This window comes from Aliivibrio sp. A6, from assembly GCF_028765505.1.
Lineage (GTDB): Bacteria > Pseudomonadota > Gammaproteobacteria > Enterobacterales > Vibrionaceae > Aliivibrio > Aliivibrio finisterrensis_A.
The window spans coordinates 214,407-232,216 of record NZ_JARACR010000001.1 but is presented as its reverse complement, the minus strand read 5'-3'; the positions used below and the strand labels follow the sequence as shown (position 1 = coordinate 232,216).

At 37.9% G+C, this 17,810-nt stretch carries 17 protein-coding genes; 13 read left to right on the top strand and 4 right to left on the bottom strand.

The annotated features are described in order from the left end of the window. Positions 1 to 30: 30 nt before the first annotated feature. Positions 31 to 1,008 (bottom strand): catabolite repressor/activator, encoded by a 978-nt coding sequence (cra, locus tag PVK70_RS00925; protein ID WP_130043552.1) that lies wholly within the window; start codon positions 1,006 to 1,008, stop codon positions 31 to 33. Between the two features lie 292 nt (positions 1,009 to 1,300). Between cra and fruB the strand changes: the two genes are divergently transcribed. Genes fruB through fruA form a run of 3 tightly spaced genes read left to right on the top strand, consistent with a single transcriptional unit; the run spans position 1,301 to position 5,196 of the window. Further along, positions 1,301 to 2,437, top strand: a complete 1,137-nt coding sequence (gene fruB / locus PVK70_RS00920; protein WP_130043553.1) for a fused PTS fructose transporter subunit IIA/HPr protein — start codon at positions 1,301 to 1,303, stop codon at positions 2,435 to 2,437. 3 nt (positions 2,438 to 2,440) lie between these two features. Continuing rightward, positions 2,441 to 3,424 (top strand): 1-phosphofructokinase, encoded by a 984-nt coding sequence (gene pfkB, locus PVK70_RS00915; protein ID WP_130043554.1) that lies wholly within the window; start codon positions 2,441 to 2,443, stop codon positions 3,422 to 3,424. 29 nt (positions 3,425 to 3,453) lie between these two features. Then, positions 3,454 to 5,196 (top strand): PTS fructose transporter subunit IIBC, encoded by a 1,743-nt coding sequence (fruA, locus tag PVK70_RS00910; protein ID WP_130043555.1) that lies wholly within the window; start codon positions 3,454 to 3,456, stop codon positions 5,194 to 5,196. A 71-nt stretch (positions 5,197 to 5,267) separates the two neighbouring features. Here fruA and PVK70_RS00905 read toward each other — a convergent pair whose 3' ends face one another. Continuing rightward, on the bottom strand, positions 5,268 to 5,813 hold the full coding sequence (locus PVK70_RS00905; protein WP_130043556.1) for an outer membrane beta-barrel protein: 546 nt from the start codon (positions 5,811 to 5,813) through the stop codon (positions 5,268 to 5,270). A gap of 77 nt (positions 5,814 to 5,890) precedes the next feature. On the opposite strand from PVK70_RS00905, the gene PVK70_RS00900 reads away from it, so the two are divergent. Together PVK70_RS00900 and PVK70_RS00895 are read left to right on the top strand one after the other, a co-directional pair. After that, positions 5,891 to 6,505, top strand: coding sequence for a LysE family translocator (locus tag PVK70_RS00900; RefSeq protein ID WP_130043557.1), 615 nt, complete (start codon positions 5,891 to 5,893; stop codon positions 6,503 to 6,505). 173 nt (positions 6,506 to 6,678) lie between these two features. Next, entirely contained in the window at positions 6,679 to 7,338 is a 660-nt protein-coding gene (locus tag PVK70_RS00895) for an HAD family hydrolase (protein WP_130043558.1), read from the top strand. Between the two features lie 226 nt (positions 7,339 to 7,564). On the opposite strand, the gene PVK70_RS00890 is transcribed toward PVK70_RS00895, so the two are convergent. After that, positions 7,565 to 8,446: a LysR family transcriptional regulator gene (locus PVK70_RS00890; RefSeq protein ID WP_130043559.1), complete on the bottom strand. Its 882-nt coding sequence runs from the start codon at positions 8,444 to 8,446 to the stop codon at positions 7,565 to 7,567. After that, positions 8,443 to 8,832, bottom strand: a complete 390-nt coding sequence (locus PVK70_RS00885; protein ID WP_130043560.1) for a nitrous oxide-stimulated promoter family protein — start codon at positions 8,830 to 8,832, stop codon at positions 8,443 to 8,445. The genes PVK70_RS00890 and PVK70_RS00885 overlap by 4 nt, the downstream gene beginning before the upstream one ends. Positions 8,833 to 9,187: 355 nt before the next feature. Here PVK70_RS00885 and PVK70_RS00880 point away from each other — a divergent pair, with 355 nt between their 5' ends. The 8 genes from PVK70_RS00880 (at position 9,188) to PVK70_RS00845 (ending at position 17,808) form a co-directional block, all read left to right on the top strand. After that, positions 9,188 to 9,706, top strand: coding sequence for a YbhB/YbcL family Raf kinase inhibitor-like protein (locus PVK70_RS00880; protein ID WP_130043561.1), 519 nt, complete (start codon positions 9,188 to 9,190; stop codon positions 9,704 to 9,706). Between the two features lie 33 nt (positions 9,707 to 9,739). Beyond that, positions 9,740 to 10,540 carry a helix-turn-helix domain-containing protein gene (locus tag PVK70_RS00875; RefSeq protein ID WP_242504717.1) on the top strand — a complete coding sequence of 267 codons (801 nt, stop codon included), beginning with the start codon at positions 9,740 to 9,742 and terminating at the stop codon, positions 10,538 to 10,540. Between the two features lie 623 nt (positions 10,541 to 11,163). Beyond that, positions 11,164 to 11,775, top strand: coding sequence for a hypothetical protein (locus PVK70_RS00870; RefSeq protein WP_130043562.1), 612 nt, complete (start codon positions 11,164 to 11,166; stop codon positions 11,773 to 11,775). A 62-nt stretch (positions 11,776 to 11,837) separates the two neighbouring features. Further along, positions 11,838 to 12,857, top strand: coding sequence for a penicillin-binding protein activator LpoB (locus PVK70_RS00865; protein ID WP_207215646.1), 1,020 nt, complete (start codon positions 11,838 to 11,840; stop codon positions 12,855 to 12,857). 2 nt (positions 12,858 to 12,859) lie between these two features. Beyond that, entirely contained in the window at positions 12,860 to 14,407 is a 1,548-nt protein-coding gene (locus PVK70_RS00860) for a hypothetical protein (protein ID WP_130043563.1), read from the top strand. Further along, on the top strand, positions 14,407 to 15,513 hold the full coding sequence (locus PVK70_RS00855; protein ID WP_130043564.1) for a tetratricopeptide repeat protein: 1,107 nt from the start codon (positions 14,407 to 14,409) through the stop codon (positions 15,511 to 15,513). The genes PVK70_RS00860 and PVK70_RS00855 overlap by 1 nt, the downstream gene beginning before the upstream one ends. Position 15,514: 1 nt before the next feature. After that, the gene (locus tag PVK70_RS00850) at positions 15,515 to 17,143 is read left to right on the top strand and encodes a hypothetical protein (protein ID WP_130043565.1); all 1,629 of its coding nucleotides are present in this window, start codon (positions 15,515 to 15,517) and stop codon (positions 17,141 to 17,143) included. 68 nt (positions 17,144 to 17,211) lie between these two features. Next, complete coding sequence (locus PVK70_RS00845; RefSeq protein WP_130043566.1) at positions 17,212 to 17,808, top strand: LPP20 family lipoprotein; 597 nt, start codon at positions 17,212 to 17,214, stop codon at positions 17,806 to 17,808. The last annotated feature ends 2 nt before the right edge of the window (positions 17,809 to 17,810 follow it).

The window sequence follows — 17,810 nt, the reverse complement described above, 5'->3', positions numbered from 1 at the left end:
ACACTGGCTGCCGTAACAGCCAGTTCATTACTAGCGAATAATAATCTTCCTAGGAATTAACTCTATCCCTGCTTGGTAGCGTTTTGCTGAAGCATTCAACCCTAATGCTAATGCACTATCTGCAATTAATTCAAATTGTTGAGGAAGAGAGTTAATCTTAATCGGTAAAAAATCAAGCAAACGGTTATCACCAAACGTGCCTAATTTTATTTTGGTCATTAATTCAGGCTTTTCAATGAGTACATCTAAAATCCCTTCAAGCAAAATATAAGAGGTCGTGATAATCGCATCAGGGATAGCATCATCTTTTATCCATTGCTCAAAAACTGTTTTGCCTGATTCACTGTTAAAGTGTTCTCCATAGCCTGTGATGTTTGCTAAGCCTTTCTCTCTGGCTTTTGCTTCAAACCCTAACTGACGTTCGCGAGAAATATTCAGCTCTGGTAATGCACCAATTAAGCCTATTGATTTTACGTTTTCATTAACCACCGACTTGGTTAACTCGTAAGCTGCATCAAAATCTTCACTGATCACACAACCAAAATGCTCGTCATCTAATGAACGGTCAATGGCAATGATTGGTGTGCCTTTTTCTTGAATACTTAAGTAGTAATCACTGCCATTAGGTAAGCAACTTGCAACAAATAGCGCATCAATACGGCGGCTAATTAGGGCATGAGCCACATTTTTTTCTGTTTCAGGATCATCATCAGAACAACCAATTAAGATCTGATAGCCCGCTTGACGAGAGTTGTATTCTAAAAGTTTAGCAAGCTTTGCGTAACTGGTGTTTTCAAGATCAGGAATGATTAAACCAAACGAACGGCTACTGCCTGCACGCAATGCAGAAGCGGCATGATCAGGACGATAGTTATGCTCATTAACAACCGCCATTACCTTTAATTGAGTCTTTTCACTGATGCGGTACTTCTGAGCTTTACCATTGATGACATAGCTTGCAGTAGTTTTAGAGACGCCAGCAAGTTTGGCAATTTCATCTAATGTCATGGGTAAGATCCTTAAATTCTGTGGGTCGGATCATATAAATTTAGATCCAATCATTTTATGAGTTGAATTATATGCTGAATCGTTTCAGTATGAAGCTGAAAGGATTCAGCAAATTTTAAAAACGTGATATTTACGTTGTTTTTACTTTTGATGAAGCGTATTCATAAGTAGAAAGCATTTGCTGAACTTTTTTTAACTGTTTTGCTGAATCGATTAAGCTTGCTTGAGCAACGCTTAAACGGTGATTCAGCAGAACACAAATTACAGATAAACAAGCGAGAGGCTAAGACCCATGCTGACATTGACAAAGAATGACATTACGTTGCAACAAGTAGCAACGGATAAGACAACAGCAATTAAAGCGATTGCAAAGCAACTAACAGAGAAAGGTTTGGTTGCAGAGAAGTACGTAGACGGAATGCTAAATCGTGAGCAACAAAACTCGACGTTCTTAGGCAATGGTATTGCGATTCCTCATGGTACAACAGACACCCGTGATTTAGTGAATAACACAGGCGTTGCTGTCCATCATTTCCCACAAGGCGTTAACTGGGGTGATGGTAATGTGGTTTATGTAGCCATTGGTATTGCGGCTAAATCAGATGAGCACCTAGGTATTTTAAAGCAACTGACTAAAGTACTGTCTGCTGATGGCGTAGAAGAGAAGCTAAAACAAGCAAAAACAGAAGCTGACATCATTGCATTATTAAATGGTGAAGTGCAGTTTGAAGCCGATTTCGATGCATCACTTATCCAATTATTATTCCCTGCAAGCGATATGATCCAAATGAGTGCGGTTGCAGGTGGTTTACTAAAAAACAGTGGTAATGCAGAAAGCCAATTTGTTGCAGAGTTAGTAACTAAAGAGCCTACGCATCTAGGTAAAGGTTTATGGTTGGTAAGTACTGACAAAGGCGTTAAACGCTCTGGTATGTCTATCGTAACGACAGCAAATGGGTGCGAGTTTAATGGCTTGCCTGTAAAAGGTTTGATTGCGATTGCTTCTTGTAACGCTTCTCATAAATCGTTTTTAACAACGATCACTAAAGTGGTTGCTGAGCAGCAGCAAGAGTCGATTCTATCTGCAACGTCTGAGCAGTTACTTGCGATGTTCTCTACTTCTATTGAAGAAACAGCAGTAAGTGTTGATGCTGATAATACCGCAACCTTTAAAATTAAAAATGCACACGGTTTACACGCTCGCCCGGGCGCAATGCTTGTTGCTGAAGCGAAAAAATACGAATCAAAAATCACCGTATTAAACGTAAATGGTGACGGAAAAGCAGTGAATGCGAAAAGCTTAATGAAAGTGATTGCGCTTGGCGTTAAACACGGTCATGAACTGCAATTTACTGCCGATGGTGCTGATGCAAAAGAAGCGCTTGCTGGCATTGGTGCTGCGATAGCTTCTGGTTTAGGCGAGGGTTAATTGATGAGCATTAATCAAAAAAGCAAAGTAGTTACTATCACACTAAACCCTGCTTTAGATTTAACCGGCAGTTTAGATGCGTTATCGGTTGGCTCTGTGAGCTTAGTAAGTAAAGGCTCACTTCATGCAGCTGGTAAAGGTGTCAACGTTGCAAAAGTACTGTCTGATTTAGGCGCTGAGGTAACGGTTACTGGATTTTTAGGCCGTGATAATGAAGAACTTTTCTGCCAATTGTTTGAAGAGATGAAAGCCAACGATGAGTTTATCCGTGTTGATGGTGCAACTCGTATCAATGTGAAATTAGTAGAGCAAGATGGTCGAGTGAGTGACATCAACTTCCCGGGTGTTGAGGTATCACAACAAGCGATTTCCGAGTTTGAAGTTCGTTTATTTGAATTAGCTAAAACACATGAATTTTTCGTATTAGCAGGCAGCTTACCAAAAGGCATTTCTCCTGAACTGTGTGCTGAGTGGATTGAAAAGCTGCATCAAATGGGTAAAAAAGTACTATTTGATAGCAGTCGTGCAGCATTGGCAGCAGGTTTAGAGGCTCACCCTTGGTTAATTAAACCAAACGATGAAGAGCTATCTGAATTTGTGGGTCGTGAGTTAGATACTCCAGAAGCGTGTCAGCAAGCGGCTCAAGATCTTGCACAAAAAGGCATTGAAAATATCGTCGTGTCATTAGGCTCAAAAGGCGTAATGTGGCTTGGTAAAAATGACCAAGAGCAAGCTGAATGGATGTACTCTCAACCACCTAAAATGAGCGTAGTAAGCACGGTTGGTGCTGGTGATACGTTAGTTGCTGGTCTTTGTTGGGGCCACATGCAGCAAGATTGGGATCGTTCACACATCTTATCTTTTGCTACCGCTTTATCTGCTTTAGCTGTATCGCAGGTTGGCGTTGGTGTACCAAATGTCGAAGACGTAAAAGAATTACAAAAACAAGTAACCCTACACAACCCTATTTCTACAAACGTGCAGTAATGCGCTTAGACTTAGTTTAAGGACAGATTATGAAAAATATAGCTATCGTTACTGCATGCCCAAGCGGTGTAGCAAACAGCATCATTGCAGCAGGTTTATTAGAACAAGCAGCAACCAAACTAAATTGGAAAGCGACGATTGAATGTCAATCAAGCGTGTTACCCGTCGAGGTGTTAACTCAAGAAGTCATTGATACGGCGGATGTAATTGTTATTGCCGCAAATTCGGTGGTTGATACGTCTCGCTTTGTTGGTAAAAAAGTACACCAAGGGTCAATTTCTGAATGTGCAATTAACTCGCAAGTTTGGCTAGAAAATGCAGTAAATAATGCAAAAGAACTAACCGCTTCTGAAGTGACGGTTTCAGAGGCAGTGGCATCGACTGACGCGACAGGACCTAAGAAAATTGTAGCGATTACGGCATGTCCAACGGGTGTTGCGCATACTTTCATGGCAGCTGAAGCGCTAGAAGAAGAAGGTAAACGTCAAGGCCACATTATTAAAGTAGAAACTCGTGGCTCTGTGGGTGCAAAAAATCAGTTAACGGACCAAGAAATTGCAGAGGCTGATTTAGTTATCATCGCTGCTGATATTGAAGTTGCACTTGATCGCTTTAATGGTAAACGTCTGTACAAAACAAGCACAGGTTTAGCGCTGAAGAAAACAGAACAAGAGATGAATAAAGCCTTCTCAGATGCGGCTGTTTTCCAATCATCAGGTAAAGCACAATCTTCTCAAACCGAAGAGAAAAAAGGCATGTACAAACACCTGATGACAGGGGTTTCACATATGCTTCCTGTTGTTATTGCTGGTGGTTTGCTAATTGCACTGTCATTTGTCTTTGGTATCGAAGCATTTAAAGAGCCGGGTACAATAGCTGCTACATTAATGGATATTGGTGGTGGAGCAGCATTTGCGCTAATGATCCCTGTTCTTGCTGGTTTTATCGCATTCTCAATTGCTGACCGTCCGGGTCTGGCTCCAGGTCTAATCGGTGGTATGTTGGCTAGCTCAACAGGTGCGGGTTTCCTTGGTGGTATTGCTGCCGGTTTCATTGCAGGTTACTCAGCTAAATTCATTGCGGATAAAGTGTCTCTTCCTCAATCAATGGAAGCGCTTAAACCAATTCTAATCATTCCATTTGTGGCGAGTTTATTTACTGGTCTGGTGATGATTTACGTTGTTGGTGGTCCTGTATCAGGCATTATGTCTGCACTGACAGAGTTCCTAAACAACATGGGCTCAACTAACGCTGTATTACTGGGTGTGATTCTTGGTTGTATGATGTGTTTCGACTTAGGTGGTCCAGTAAACAAAGCAGCATATACATTTGGTGTTGGTCTTCTGGCTTCACAAACGTACGGTCCAATGGCGGCTATCATGGCGGCAGGTATGGTTCCTGCGCTAGGTATGGGTTTAGCGACATTCCTTGCTAAGAACAAGTTTGAAGCGGGTGAACGTGAAGCAGGTAAAGCCTCATTTGTACTTGGTTTATGCTTTATCTCTGAAGGTGCGATCCCATTTGCAGCGAAAGACCCTATGCGTGTTATCCCAAGCTGTATGGCGGGTGGTGCATTAACGGGTGGTTTATCTATGCTGTTTGGTGCTCAGCTACTTGCTCCACACGGTGGTCTGTTCGTACTTCTTATTCCAAACGCGATTACGCCAGTGTTCATGTACTTAGTCGCAATTGCCGCTGGTACTGCGGTAACTGGTTTTACTTACGCTTTCTTGAAAAATAAAGCGGATGCGAAAGAAGCAGCAGCTGCATAACTTACAGACAATATAAATAAAATGGGCGCTTCCAAAGTGATTGGAAGCGCCCATTTTTATATATTATTCGATTAAAACGCCATATTGATGCCAGCACCAATAGACGACATATAATCATCGCCAGCTAATGGCATATATTGATATTCAATATTGAGTGTCATTGAAGGAAATATTGGCATTGTAGTGCCTATGGCAATAAAAGGTTTAACAGAAGTTGATTTTTGTGTTGTTCTAATCGTCGTCTGTTCGTAATTATCAACCAGTTGATTATAAGTATAGGTTAAATTGGCTCTATTTAATCCGGCTTTACTATAAAATGACCCGTAATACGTCATTGGAAAGGTAATTTTCATTGCTCCTGTCAAGCCTGTTGCTGAGGCTTTATCTTGTTTAAGAGCGATATCACTCATTGATGCAGTCGTGTAGTAACTAAGATCCATCGCAATCATTGGTGTTATATTATGGCTATAACCAATTTGAGTCATTAAACCACTACCATGGGTATCAAGAATGTTTAGGTTTACAAGACTTGGCTGAATATAGATTTGGTGTAAAGTGTCTGTTGCTTGCGTTGATGCAGTTGCCCCTAGCAACAAAAGTGGTAGTAACCTTTTCATTATAAACTCGTCTATTTAACCGAATGTGCGATTTTATTGTGAATGAGACAATATTGTAAAGAGGAATTAGAGAAGAAATGACATTAACTATTTGGTTTTCATTATTTTTGGTTTCATTGCTGGGAGCTATGTCTCCAGGGCCAAGCTTAGCTACGGTAGCGAAACATACTTTATCCGGTAAGCGAATTAATGGTATAGCAGCCGCTTGGGCACATTCAATAGGTATAGGTTGTTACGCTTTTATTACCGTTATTGGCTTAGCGGTAGTGTTACAGCAATCACCAATGTTATTCAAAGGCATAAGCTATTTAGGTGCTGCTTATTTGGCTTATTTAGGTCTAGGCGCTCTGCGTTCCACGGGTGGAATTGCTGCAAGGCTTGAATCAGGACAACAAGTTACGATTATTGAGTCAGCAAAAGAAGGCTTATTTATCTCGCTTCTAAACCCTAAAATTGCCCTGTTCTTTTTAGCCCTGTTCAGTCAATTTGTTGCTGTTGGTATTGAACCGTTAGACAAAGCAATTATTGTTATTACACCTATTATTGTTGATGGGTTGTGGTACACCGTAATTAGTTGTTTATTATCAGCGCCTAAGATTGTGGATAAACTAAGAGCTCAAGCTAAATGGATTGATCGCCTATCTGGTCTTGTGCTTATTCTTCTTGCTGTTCGAGTGGTATTTTCTGCGTAGTAAATTACTCTACAATCTTTATTTTGTTTAATTTAAAAGAGGAAGTGAGCTTAAAAGAAGAGTTCACTTTTTTATCCAATAGTTTTAGCTTAGTATGAACATTCTCAAACGTATAGCATGGTAATTTTATACGTAAAGTCTTCTATTTTTGTTATTAAAACATAAGGTTTCTCATGACGTTTCAAGCTGCAATTTTCGATATGGATGGACTGCTATTAGACACAGAACGTGTGTGTATGGGGATCTTTAAAGAGGCGTGTGAAGCTCAAAATGTTCCCTTTATTGAAGAGCTGTATCTTTCTATTATTGGTTGTAATGCAAAACGAATTGAACAGCTTTTCCGTGAGGGTTATGGCCCAAGTGTAGATTACCCAGCATTAAACCAAGAATGGCGAGTACGTTACACGGCAGTAGTTAAGCACCAAGCAATCCCTGTAAAAGAAGGGGTTATTGAGCTTTTAGAATGGCTAAAAGCGAATAAAATCCCAATGGCGGTTGCTACATCAACACAGCATGATATTGCGATTAAAAAACTGGAATTAGCAGGTATTGATGGTTACTTTGATGTACTAGCAACAGGTTGTGAAGTTGAGCATGGTAAACCACACCCAGAGATCTACTTCTTAGCGGCAGAACGTTTAGGTATTGTTGCTGATGCTTGCCTTGCGTTTGAAGACTCTAATAACGGAACACTCGCCGCAGTAGCAGCAAATATGATCACCTATCAAATTCCAGATCTAGTAGAACCAAGTGCAGAAGTAATTAAACTTGGTCATCAAATATTGCCTTCAATGCTCGATGTGCTAATTGATTTAAAAAACCGTAAAGCATAGTTTGTTTAGGGTTAAATAATGTAGAAGTAAAAGAAAGGCGGCTCACTATGTTGTGTCCGCCTTTTTGTTTAACGTGTACCAGTAGATATGGCTAGGATTAAGAGAATAGAGCTTTCATTATTTATACCAATCTACATAAGTATTTGATCATTCTCGCTTGTTAAAATCGATTTTTCCTACGCAATTAGCTGAACAACTACTTATCCAGAATGGTATTATTCATCTTTTATAATTTTTCAAATGTATGTTCAATTTCATCAAGCATCCATTCCATGACATTTCCCATGCCACTGTCACGACGCTTTACAACCCCGATCTCAATTTGTAATGCATCAGGGATATGAAAAGCCGACAGTCGAGTAGTTTGGTTACGATACCAGTCTGATTCTAAAACATGCTCAGGAACCAACGCCCATCCAACATTGCGGATCACTAAGGCCGTAATGTAGTAATAGCTGTCTATATACCAATGATTGGCTGAGATGGCTTTTTCATGAGAGTGACCGACGCGATCTCTAATAACCAATTGACGGTGTTGATTTAATTGAACCAATGTCGGTTTTTCAATTTTAGCTAATGGGTGTTGTGGTGAAACGATAAGCGCTTGGTTAAAAAAACCAAGAGACAGATATTCTAAAGAGTCAGATAAGGTATTTACGCGAAATAGAAAACCAAGATCTGCTTTTTTATCATCGACCCATTCAGCAATATCTGCTTGAGATCCATTAATGATCGTCAGCTTTAATAATGGAAATTTTAGAGATAACTTTTGAAAGTAATCCTCAAATACATCAATAGGAACGGCTTCATCGAGAGCAACGGTTAATGCAATCTCTTCACCAGTAGCGACGGTATCAGCTCGGGCTTGTAAGCGTTCACACTGTTCAAGAATTGCCTGAGCCTCAATAAACATGTCTTCGCCATCTTGAGTTAAAACCGGTAAGCGAGCACTTCTATCGAAGAGATCAAATCCAAGATCGGCTTCTAGATTGGCAATTGCGGTACTAATTCGCGATTGCGCCTTCCCCATTTTGCGTGCCGCAGCAGAAAATGAACCGCATTTTACAGAGGTCACAAAAGCGTTGAGTTGATCTAAAGTCCAATTCATTTTTTCTCACCTTTTTGTAAACGGATATGGCGATTAGAGCAATTTGGTGAAGGCTTAGGATTGATGTTTTTTTTCTCAGACAACAAATGGCGGATAGCTAAAATGGGGTGATTTAATAGCATTCGTGGCCCAGAAAAGCGCATTACTAAACGCATTTGTTCTTTAGGTTCAGGTTTATAACAATGAATAGGGCAAGTATTACAGGTGGGTTTGTTTTCGCCGTAAGGGCAACGATCTAAACGAACTTCAGCATAATCCATCAGTTGCTGGCACTCTTTACACAGTGCTTCAGAGTGATGGTTTTTCTTACAATAGATCTCAATCATTGCTGATACGGTTTTAAATTCAGTATTGAGTTTTCCAAGCAGAATATCACTGGTTTTCATGCATCACTCGTTCTTAATCAATCATTATTGAACCAGTATAAAGGGGAAATGATTTTGGGTGAAGTGTTCACTTTTTCAGAGGGAGATTCTAGCTTAATATACGTTTATCCCCTAAAGCATATTGCTCCTAAGTATATGCGCTCAAAAGCCATTTAGTATTTTGCTAAGTGGCTTTTTCTTTGGCTCTATAAAAAGGAGGCTAAATAGATTACAACCTCACAAAAAACGGAAAGTATCAAAATTAATTGATATTGACTTACATTTGATACTTTATGGTAATTTAATGGTGGGTGAATCAATAATAATGGTCCTGTACTTATTTAGAACACTCTATAAAACAGTGAAGGAAATTATTATGAACAAAGCATTATTAGTATTACTTACTCTTGCCTCATTCTCTAGCCAAGCTTTTGAAGTATCAAGTACTGATATCCATGAAGGTCAACTGATGAATAGCAAATTTACCTTCTCAGGCATGGGCTGTACTGGTGACAACATCTCTCCACAACTAAGCTGGAAAGATGCGCCAGAAGGAACAAAGAGTTTTGCTATTACTGTGTTTGATCCAGATGCACCTACAGGTAGCGGTTGGTGGCACTGGTTAGCGCTTAACATTCCTGCAAGCGTAAGTAGTGTTGAACAAGGTTCGGCAATGAAAAATACATTACAAACGAAAAATGACTTTGGCACTATGAGCTATGGTGGCGCTTGTCCTCCTGCTGGCGATGGCATGCACAGATACCAATATACAGTGTGGGCATTACCACAAGAGAAAATCGATTTACCTGCCGATATTTCACCTGCGGTAGTTGGTTATACTCTAAATAGCATGGCATTAGACAAAGCCGTATTAACCGCGACATACGTGCGCTAATATGAATTTAAATTGGTAAAATAGGGGGATAAAATGGATAAAGTAATGTTGAATGAACCGGTATTTAGAGTGCAAACTTACTCTGGTCAGAGTGATCAACATTTACGTAATGTTCATATTTATGCCCCTAGTATTATTTGGGTTAAATCTGGCGTAAAAACCGTCTTTCAAGAGTCTGAACAATTTGAGATCGATTCACACTCTTGGTTGCTTACGTCAGCCAACCAAGGCCTAAATTTTATTAATAAATCTTCTACAGAGAACTTTTATTCTGTTCAGATCTGTTTTTTTCTAACTCCGCCTAAAGATATGTTAGAAGAGAGCCAAAAAAATGAAAGCACCCGCTTACATACTCATGCGATCACCGTGTCCCCATTACTAGCTTATGGATTTACATTCTTAACCGATATGAATACTCAAAAGTTAAGCTTAAAAACACAGCAATTTCACTTGCTGGCTTTATATCAGCAATTGGCAGAATTGGGTGTGTTGCATGTTTTATTCTCACCCACGTTTGCTTCTTTTCAAAATGAACTGAGTGCGTATTTTGCTAAAGATCCAGCAGAAGCGTATCAATTAGAAAGTGTATGCGATGATTTTTCAATGAGCCGCGCAACGTTGATCCGTCGATTACAGCGAGATGGCACCAATTTTAGAACTGTGTTATCGAATGTTCGAATGAGTCACGCATTGGGATTAATGCAAGAAAAGAAACAAAGCCAGTTAGATTTAGCACTGCAGTGTGGTTATCAATCGGAAAGTCGATTCAGTCAGCGTTTTCATCAGCAGTTTGGTATGACACCTAAGCAATATATGAAGACAGTGGTGTATTGAACATAAGAAACAAAAAAAACAGCGAGCACTTAGGCTCGCTGTTTTTATTCGTCATACCAACATCATGCAGTATTAAAAGTAGCCCTCAATAGTAAAAAATGGATCAAAGCCTCTTGGTTACATTTTTCTTCTCAATAGAAGTAGGACAAGTTTACGAAACTTCTTATCTCTGTAAAGACTTTTACCACAGCAAACTTTCATTAGTTAGCTCTCGACGAATATGGCAATTAATTTCATCGAAGCTAAAATCAAATTGCTAATCTAAATTACATGACTAAAGTTTTTTATGTATTTCATACACTCACAACAGTAGCCACTACCGTGACCAGTAAGAAGACAATAGCAGTTAGTATATATTTTTTAAAGAGAGTCAATGATAGCGACCATACTAGGCCATTAGATTACTCTTTAAATGTAACAGACTAGCGAATAAGCTGATAAACATTGTAGGTAATTATGTTAATTTGATTATTTAACCTGGGTCCCATATAGTGACCGGAATCAAATAAAAAATAAAATAAATAAACTTATATTGATTTTAATTAGCAGGATGGTATTTTAAAAAAACTTGATGGTATGGTATCACTTTAGTTGATGCTATTAATTATAATAAGTTAGGAATTATGAAAAAGACAGTATTAGCAATGGTTTTAGCTGCAACAATGGTATCTGGTTGTTCAATGATAGGTGGTTCTGAGACTGTGTCTTATGAAGATCTTCGTGAACAAGGTAATGTGCTTCTGCTAGCTTCTAACGAAGCTGGTTATAAAGCATCAGATATTCAACAATTAGAAGCAATTCGTTTAGTCGTGAATACTGCATTTCTGACGGCAAAGCCTGTATATGAACGATATACTGATGAGTTAATGGCAACACCAGATTTAAATAACTACTTCTCAGCAGTAGAGGCAATGGAAACAGAAGAAGAAAAACGTGCTGTATATGATGCATTAAGTCCAGAGCAGAAAAAAATTGTTGATGAGTTCAATCAATCATCTGTAGGTAACGAAATAATGCTAGGTCTGAAAGACGCAGCCTTAGTTGCTTTAAAAAATTCAGCGGTATTCTTAGAAGCTGACACAACTGCAATGTTATCTGATGTTGATTTCTCAAAACTAATGGATGAAAAAGATGCGGTTTCTTTAACTGCTGAACAGGTTATTTATCTGGATAAAACTGTAGTTTCTGCATATGAAAACTACAAAATCATTTCTGCTTTTAGCTCAGCACAATAATTTCAATTAAAAACTTATTAAAGCCGGTGAATATTTACCGGCTTTTTTTTTGAGAGGATAAAATGAAAAAGATCTCATATTTATTAGTCGTATCTTTATTTTTGGTTGGCTGCCAATCAACTAGTTTAAAAGTAAATTCTGAAGCTGATATTGAATCAAATTCTCAAATAGAGAAAGTCAGTAGAGACGCTTTATTCGAAAGTGAAAATATTGAATTACCAAGTAATTACGATGTAAAAGCATTTAATAAAATGAGTATTGCAGCGTACGTAGATCATGTGCGTTTTGAAAAGGATGCGAAAACAACACAAATTGACAATGGGATCATTGCTAAATTATTAGAGAATGAGCTGGCAAGGACTAAGCGCTATGAAGTATTAACTCGTAATTGTGATGCTTGTGACTATGAAGTTGCTTTTCAAGCTGAAAATACCGTCGAAGAAGGAACTATTCAACGTGGTGAACAATTAAATCCTGAATATGTTTTTGAGACTTCAATTGCATTGGGAACTGTGATTAAAAAAATGAGTGATCACAATGAGATCATCTTTAGAAGTTTAGTGACAACAAAAGTCGTTGACCCAACATCGGGTAAAATAATCCATTCGTTCGAACCAATTCGTCACAATATGCCAGCTAAACGATTTTTTGCTATGGAAGGTAAATTTTTAGGGGGGTTTGATTACCGAAATCATAATGAGCTTCAAGAAGCCTATAAAGAAGCTGCTCAAAAAGCAATTCAAGTATTAGTTAATAGAACAATGGATTACTACCCAGTTGGTGGTCGTGTAACAAACTTTAGAAATGGACGTTTTGCTATTGATGCCGGTATCGATCAAGGTTTTGCGACTAAGCAGCCAGTAGTTTTATTTTTAAGTGATGATGGTTTAGATATACCAATCGCCTCTGGTGAAGTAACACCAAAGACCAATGGTGGCTCAGGCGTTATGTTTATTTGGAAAGAAGATGACCTTGATGCTGATGATGTGAAAAAGAAACTAGAAGCGATGGGTAAAGATTACCTTAAGCGCAATAAAATCTATGCAGTATCAGTAGGTACCCCAGAAGACTGGAAACTATAATAATGCTTAAACTACTACGTACTATTTATGCAGGTATTTTAATCACTGCAACAATAAATTTATTTACTATTGGCACCTTATCTGCGGAACCAATGGATGATGTTTTCTCTATGCTAGAAGATGGAGGCGGAACTCGCACGGGTAAAAATAAAATTGATGGTTATTACGTAGTAGCTATGGGTACATCAAATCGTTCAAATGAAAATAAAGGCCTTGAAGAAGCAAGAATGGAGGCATTACGTCAATTATCTGAAATGATCAATGGCGTAACCATGAGCGGTAATACTAGTGCTTCAATGAAATATATTACAGTATCAGATGAAAATGGCACTCAAGAGTTTTCTCGAGAAAGTTTCGTTGATGTCGTTAATACTAGTTTCAAAGGTCAACTTTCTGCTGCTAAACAATTGAAATCAGGTAAATACGATGGTGACTATTTTGTTGCAATTGTTATTACACAAACTGATCTTAAACAGGCAGCATCACTTCGCTCAACCGCTAATTCTGGTAATAGTCATTCAGGCAATACAATTATCATTGCCACTGATGCAAGTAATCAATCTATTGCTCAAGTCAAACAAGGTGCTAAAACCGTAGAATCTAAAGGTTTAGCATCAATGAAGGTCGGTGAAACAGAGGCTCGTAAAAAAGCATTAAATGATGCTATTCATAACGCAGTTCAACAAGCACAGGGCGTTATGATGCAGGGCAAGTCTGGCAAATTTAATGATGCAATTGCTGTTGCAATATCAACAAAAACAGAAGGCTATGTAAGTAGCTATGAAATGCTTGATGAAGATATTTCTCGTGGTCAATATTACGTGATTATTGAAGCGATTGTTGATGCAGGTAAATTATTAAATGATGTTAATTTTTATACTCAAGTACTAGGGCAACCTGTTTTTTCTATTAATTCTGAAAATGATAAGAAGTCAGATTGGGTGATTGATGAACTTGAGCGCCTTGGATTTACAATTAATGATGGTAAGAAAAAAGCAACGCATACTTTCTATTTAAAGCAAAGACAATCACATATAGAAGACCATAAAGGGTCTAAAGGTATTGAAACGGTGTTGAGTATTGTCCTTAAAGATAATAACTCTGGAGACATATTATTTACGATAAATAATAACCCGATGAAAACCCGTATTTATGTTCAGCCAGTATCAAGAGCTAAACAAGTTTCAGAGCATGTTGCTTATAAGCAAATGAAGAAAAAAATGGGTGTTGAAGTAATTCAATCTTTAGCACGTCATGCAGAAAAAGGCATTGTTTATCAAATTGTGTTAAAGAACGCGAAACGCACAGACGTTGATATTTTTAAACATGTTTTAAATAACGGCACAAGTGGAAATGTTGAGACCTGGAAATGGGATAAAAAACATAAAACGATGACATTAGATTACCGTTTTTCAGGACCATTAAGTGAAGCTTTTGACCAAAGCCTGAAAGAAATATATTCCACATTTAAAAAAGAAGGCAAAGGTCGTAGACCACATATGAAAAAAGTGGAACGTGATGTTGCATATTTTGACATGGTGAGAAGCTAATGAGGCATGTGTTACTATTGTTTTCATTGCTAGTTTCTTATTCATCATACGCAAATACCGTTTATGATGTTTATGAATCTAAATTTAGTGAAAAAGAAACAGGTGTTTATGATGATGAGCAATGGGTATTCTTTGTCATTAAACAAGAATGTCTAACTCATAAGAAATATGCAGGAACTCAAGAATCAAAAGAAGCAGAGAAAACATTTTATAAACAGTTAGTGAGTGAAATTGCAAAACGAAACGTATCATTTTCGAATGATATTTCAGGGATCTCTGAGCCATTAAGAACTGATGTTAAAAATGTAATTTCAGCTAATTATAATGTGGTATCAAATATACCGCATCAACTCGTTTTTGATAGGAATTCAAAGCGTTCCCCATGTACTCAAGAGTATGTTGCAACGGTTAAAACTGATTTATTTAAAAATAACGGTATTAAAATTCCTAATAATGAAGTTGAAAATATAGTGATAAAACTATTGATTAACGCTTTATCTGAAGGGGACAATTCGACGTTATCGGCATATTTACATAGCTTAAAGCTGAGTAAGTTAGCTGCTATATATGAAATGTTAGTACTTGAAGATGTAATATCAATAAATCTTAGAACAACAGATCGTAATCAAGTTTGCACTCAAGCATATTGCCGATTAGCAAATAAGCCATTTTCTGAATTTGATATTAATCATGTTGTATCTACATCATTGTTAAATCAAGGCTTTGTAAAGTTTGAGAATAAAAATCCAAGTAATAAGTTAGCAGAGCACTTATATGAAAAAGCATCTGTTAATTTTAATTATGGTAAGAATCCAGAAGAAATTATTAATGACTTAACTCTAGCTGTTAATTTAGACCCGAATAATAGTAAATACTGGAAAATGTTAGCGAATATATATCGAGCTCTAGGAAGAAATAAAGAGGCGTATGCTGCTACAGTTCAATATGTTTTGCAAAATCCAAACGATGCAGAAACTTGGGTCTATTTTTATTTAGCAGAGAAAAAAATACATTCAGAATCATCTGAAGATCTTAATTATTGGTTAAATCTTTTAAAAAATCATGTTCAATTTTCGTCATGGGCGAAGAAACAAATAGGTAATTAAAATGAAAAAAATTCTAACACCTTTGGCTATTGTAATTAGTTTAGCATTATCAAGTAATGTAACAGCAGAGGACTTTATTCCTAAAGCTGACTCCCCTGCGTTAGAAGCGGTATCAGCAATGGTAGAAGAACCCTTTGTTCAAGCTGAAATTAATGAGGAAACCTACGTTTCAGCAGAGCAGCAAATTTTAGATGAATTAAATAAAAAAGGTTGGAGTCAAGGTTGGGATGCTAATAAAAAGCGTCTGTTTGTTGTCAACACAGAGATGTTTGACTCTGAAGATCCAACTTATGATGATTCATTTATTACTAAACGCTCTCAATACGCAATGATGGCAACTATGGGCGCTAAAGCGAAAATGGTTGAATTCATGCGTACTCAAATGAGTGCGGTTGACCAGCTAACAGCTCCAGGCACTGATGTTCACGCTGAATTGAATGCACAATATATAAAACTAAATAAAAAAGTAGAAGCCCAACAGCGAACATTAGAGAAACTATTAGCAGAAGTTAATGCAACTGAAGCTGAAAAGTTAAAAGGTGTAACTTGGCAGGATCGCCGTGACGCTTATATAGATGCATTAATTAAAAAAATTGATGAATCATACAGCGCAGGAAAGCTTGAAGAAAAAAAAGTTAAGAAGTATCAAAAAGCAAAACAGCGCTATGTTGAAGCACAGACAGAAATGTCTGAGATCATGAAACAAGCTAGCGCAATTAAAGGCAAGACAAAACTAGAATCATCAAGTCGTGTTGAAACTTTGGCAAAAGCACCAATCATGGGGGCATCTGTATTACTTCAAGCTGAATCTTGGAATTCTGAGGAAGAAAAGTATGAAGTATCTACATTGATGGTTTGGAGTCCTAAATTAGAGCAAGCAGCTAAAGCAATTGTTACTGGCGAGGCGGTTACGTTAAAACCTAAAAAAGCATTAACTGTACAGGATTGGCTGAAATCACAGGAAGCAGCAACGCTAGTAGGCCCTCGTCAATACGTTGATAAAGATGGTGATCGTTGGTTTATCGGTGCGTATTCAATGCCTGTTGAAGGATCATCGTCATTGATTCGTAAAAATAAAGGTATTGCTGATTTGATGGCAAAAAAAGAGGCTGCGATGGCATTATATGCAGATGTCGAAACTCAAAAGCAAGCTGAAATAGCGATGCAGACTCGTTCTGGTGACTTGAATGGAAAAGATCATACAGCGATAGCAACTAGTTTTGCAGAAACGACGCGCCAATCAATAGAAAACCGTCAAGTAAATGGTTTATCACCATTATTTACAAAAACAGTACTACATCCAATATCTCAACAAAAGATTTATGTTGTCGCTTATGGTGTATCTCCGAGTAGCGCATCAGAAGCGTTAAAGATGGAGTATTCCACTTATCAAGCAGCAAGTGCCGCAAATAAAAGCAATAAAGTAAGCCAGGCTGTTCATCAAACTTTAGAAACACAACTTGAAATGTCAAAAACATCACCTGTAGCGACTAATGATGTCGAGCAAGAAATAGAAAATGTATCTAATTCGACGAGAAGTTCTGAATCTAACTCTACTTCATCAAGCAAGGTTAAATCTAATAGTAGTTCTTTGTTGAATGCACCAACAATTGATGAAGACGATTTTTAATCAAACAAATCATAAATTAAAACAGGGAGTGGAAACTCCCTAAAATTAAATAACCAAGAGATATTACAATGAAAAAAATTTTAGCTTTATCAGTAGTGGCAATGGCTTTAGTTGGTTGTCAGTCAACACAGCAACCAGTAGCTCCACAAGCTCAAGTTCATGAGTGTACATTCTATGGCGACGCGACAAAACCAGCTCCAGCTTGGATCTGTAGCCCAGAAGCAAATCGAGAAGAATATATTCGTGCAGCGGTTGGTTTTAGTGGCAACACTGCTGGTGGTATCGCGCATCAAAAAAATCTTGCGATCCTTCAAGCAAAAAAAGAATTAGCAGACCAAGTGAAAAGTGAAATCATCACAAAAGCTAAAAGCAAAACAGGTACTTTAGGCGTTGAAGGATCGGTAGGTGGTAGCCAAGCAACAACCGTTGAAATGGAAGCTATCGCAAATGTTGAATTAATTGGTGTTGAAATCATTCGTTCTATGCGTGGTGCAGATGGTTACTTCTATGTTCATGTTGGCCTACCGCGTCAAGTTTTTGCACAAAATGTTGAAAATGTAGTTGAACAAGCACACCAAAATAATGCGGGTCTATCAGCTACAACATCGCCAGCAGATAATAAGAAGCTAGCAGATGATATCGCTAAAGCACTAGAAGGTATGTAATC

Excerpts from the sequence above, each read along its gene's own strand:
- cra (WP_130043552.1), bottom strand. The coding sequence starts at position 1,008 with ATGACATTAGATGAAATTGCCAAACTTGCTGGCGTCTCTAAAACTACT.
- fruB (WP_130043553.1), top strand. The coding sequence starts at position 1,301 with ATGCTGACATTGACAAAGAATGACATTACGTTGCAACAAGTAGCAACG.
- pfkB (WP_130043554.1), top strand. The coding sequence starts at position 2,441 with ATGAGCATTAATCAAAAAAGCAAAGTAGTTACTATCACACTAAACCCT.
- fruA (WP_130043555.1), top strand. The coding sequence starts at position 3,454 with ATGAAAAATATAGCTATCGTTACTGCATGCCCAAGCGGTGTAGCAAAC.
- PVK70_RS00905 (WP_130043556.1), bottom strand. The coding sequence starts at position 5,813 with ATGAAAAGGTTACTACCACTTTTGTTGCTAGGGGCAACTGCATCAACG.
- PVK70_RS00900 (WP_130043557.1), top strand. The coding sequence starts at position 5,891 with ATGACATTAACTATTTGGTTTTCATTATTTTTGGTTTCATTGCTGGGA.
- PVK70_RS00895 (WP_130043558.1), top strand. The coding sequence starts at position 6,679 with ATGACGTTTCAAGCTGCAATTTTCGATATGGATGGACTGCTATTAGAC.
- PVK70_RS00890 (WP_130043559.1), bottom strand. The coding sequence starts at position 8,446 with ATGAATTGGACTTTAGATCAACTCAACGCTTTTGTGACCTCTGTAAAA.
- PVK70_RS00885 (WP_130043560.1), bottom strand. The coding sequence starts at position 8,832 with ATGAAAACCAGTGATATTCTGCTTGGAAAACTCAATACTGAATTTAAA.
- PVK70_RS00880 (WP_130043561.1), top strand. The coding sequence starts at position 9,188 with ATGAACAAAGCATTATTAGTATTACTTACTCTTGCCTCATTCTCTAGC.
- PVK70_RS00875 (WP_242504717.1), top strand. The coding sequence starts at position 9,740 with ATGGATAAAGTAATGTTGAATGAACCGGTATTTAGAGTGCAAACTTAC.
- PVK70_RS00870 (WP_130043562.1), top strand. The coding sequence starts at position 11,164 with ATGAAAAAGACAGTATTAGCAATGGTTTTAGCTGCAACAATGGTATCT.
- PVK70_RS00865 (WP_207215646.1), top strand. The coding sequence starts at position 11,838 with ATGAAAAAGATCTCATATTTATTAGTCGTATCTTTATTTTTGGTTGGC.
- PVK70_RS00860 (WP_130043563.1), top strand. The coding sequence starts at position 12,860 with ATGCTTAAACTACTACGTACTATTTATGCAGGTATTTTAATCACTGCA.
- PVK70_RS00855 (WP_130043564.1), top strand. The coding sequence starts at position 14,407 with ATGAGGCATGTGTTACTATTGTTTTCATTGCTAGTTTCTTATTCATCA.
- PVK70_RS00850 (WP_130043565.1), top strand. The coding sequence starts at position 15,515 with ATGAAAAAAATTCTAACACCTTTGGCTATTGTAATTAGTTTAGCATTA.
- PVK70_RS00845 (WP_130043566.1), top strand. The coding sequence starts at position 17,212 with ATGAAAAAAATTTTAGCTTTATCAGTAGTGGCAATGGCTTTAGTTGGT.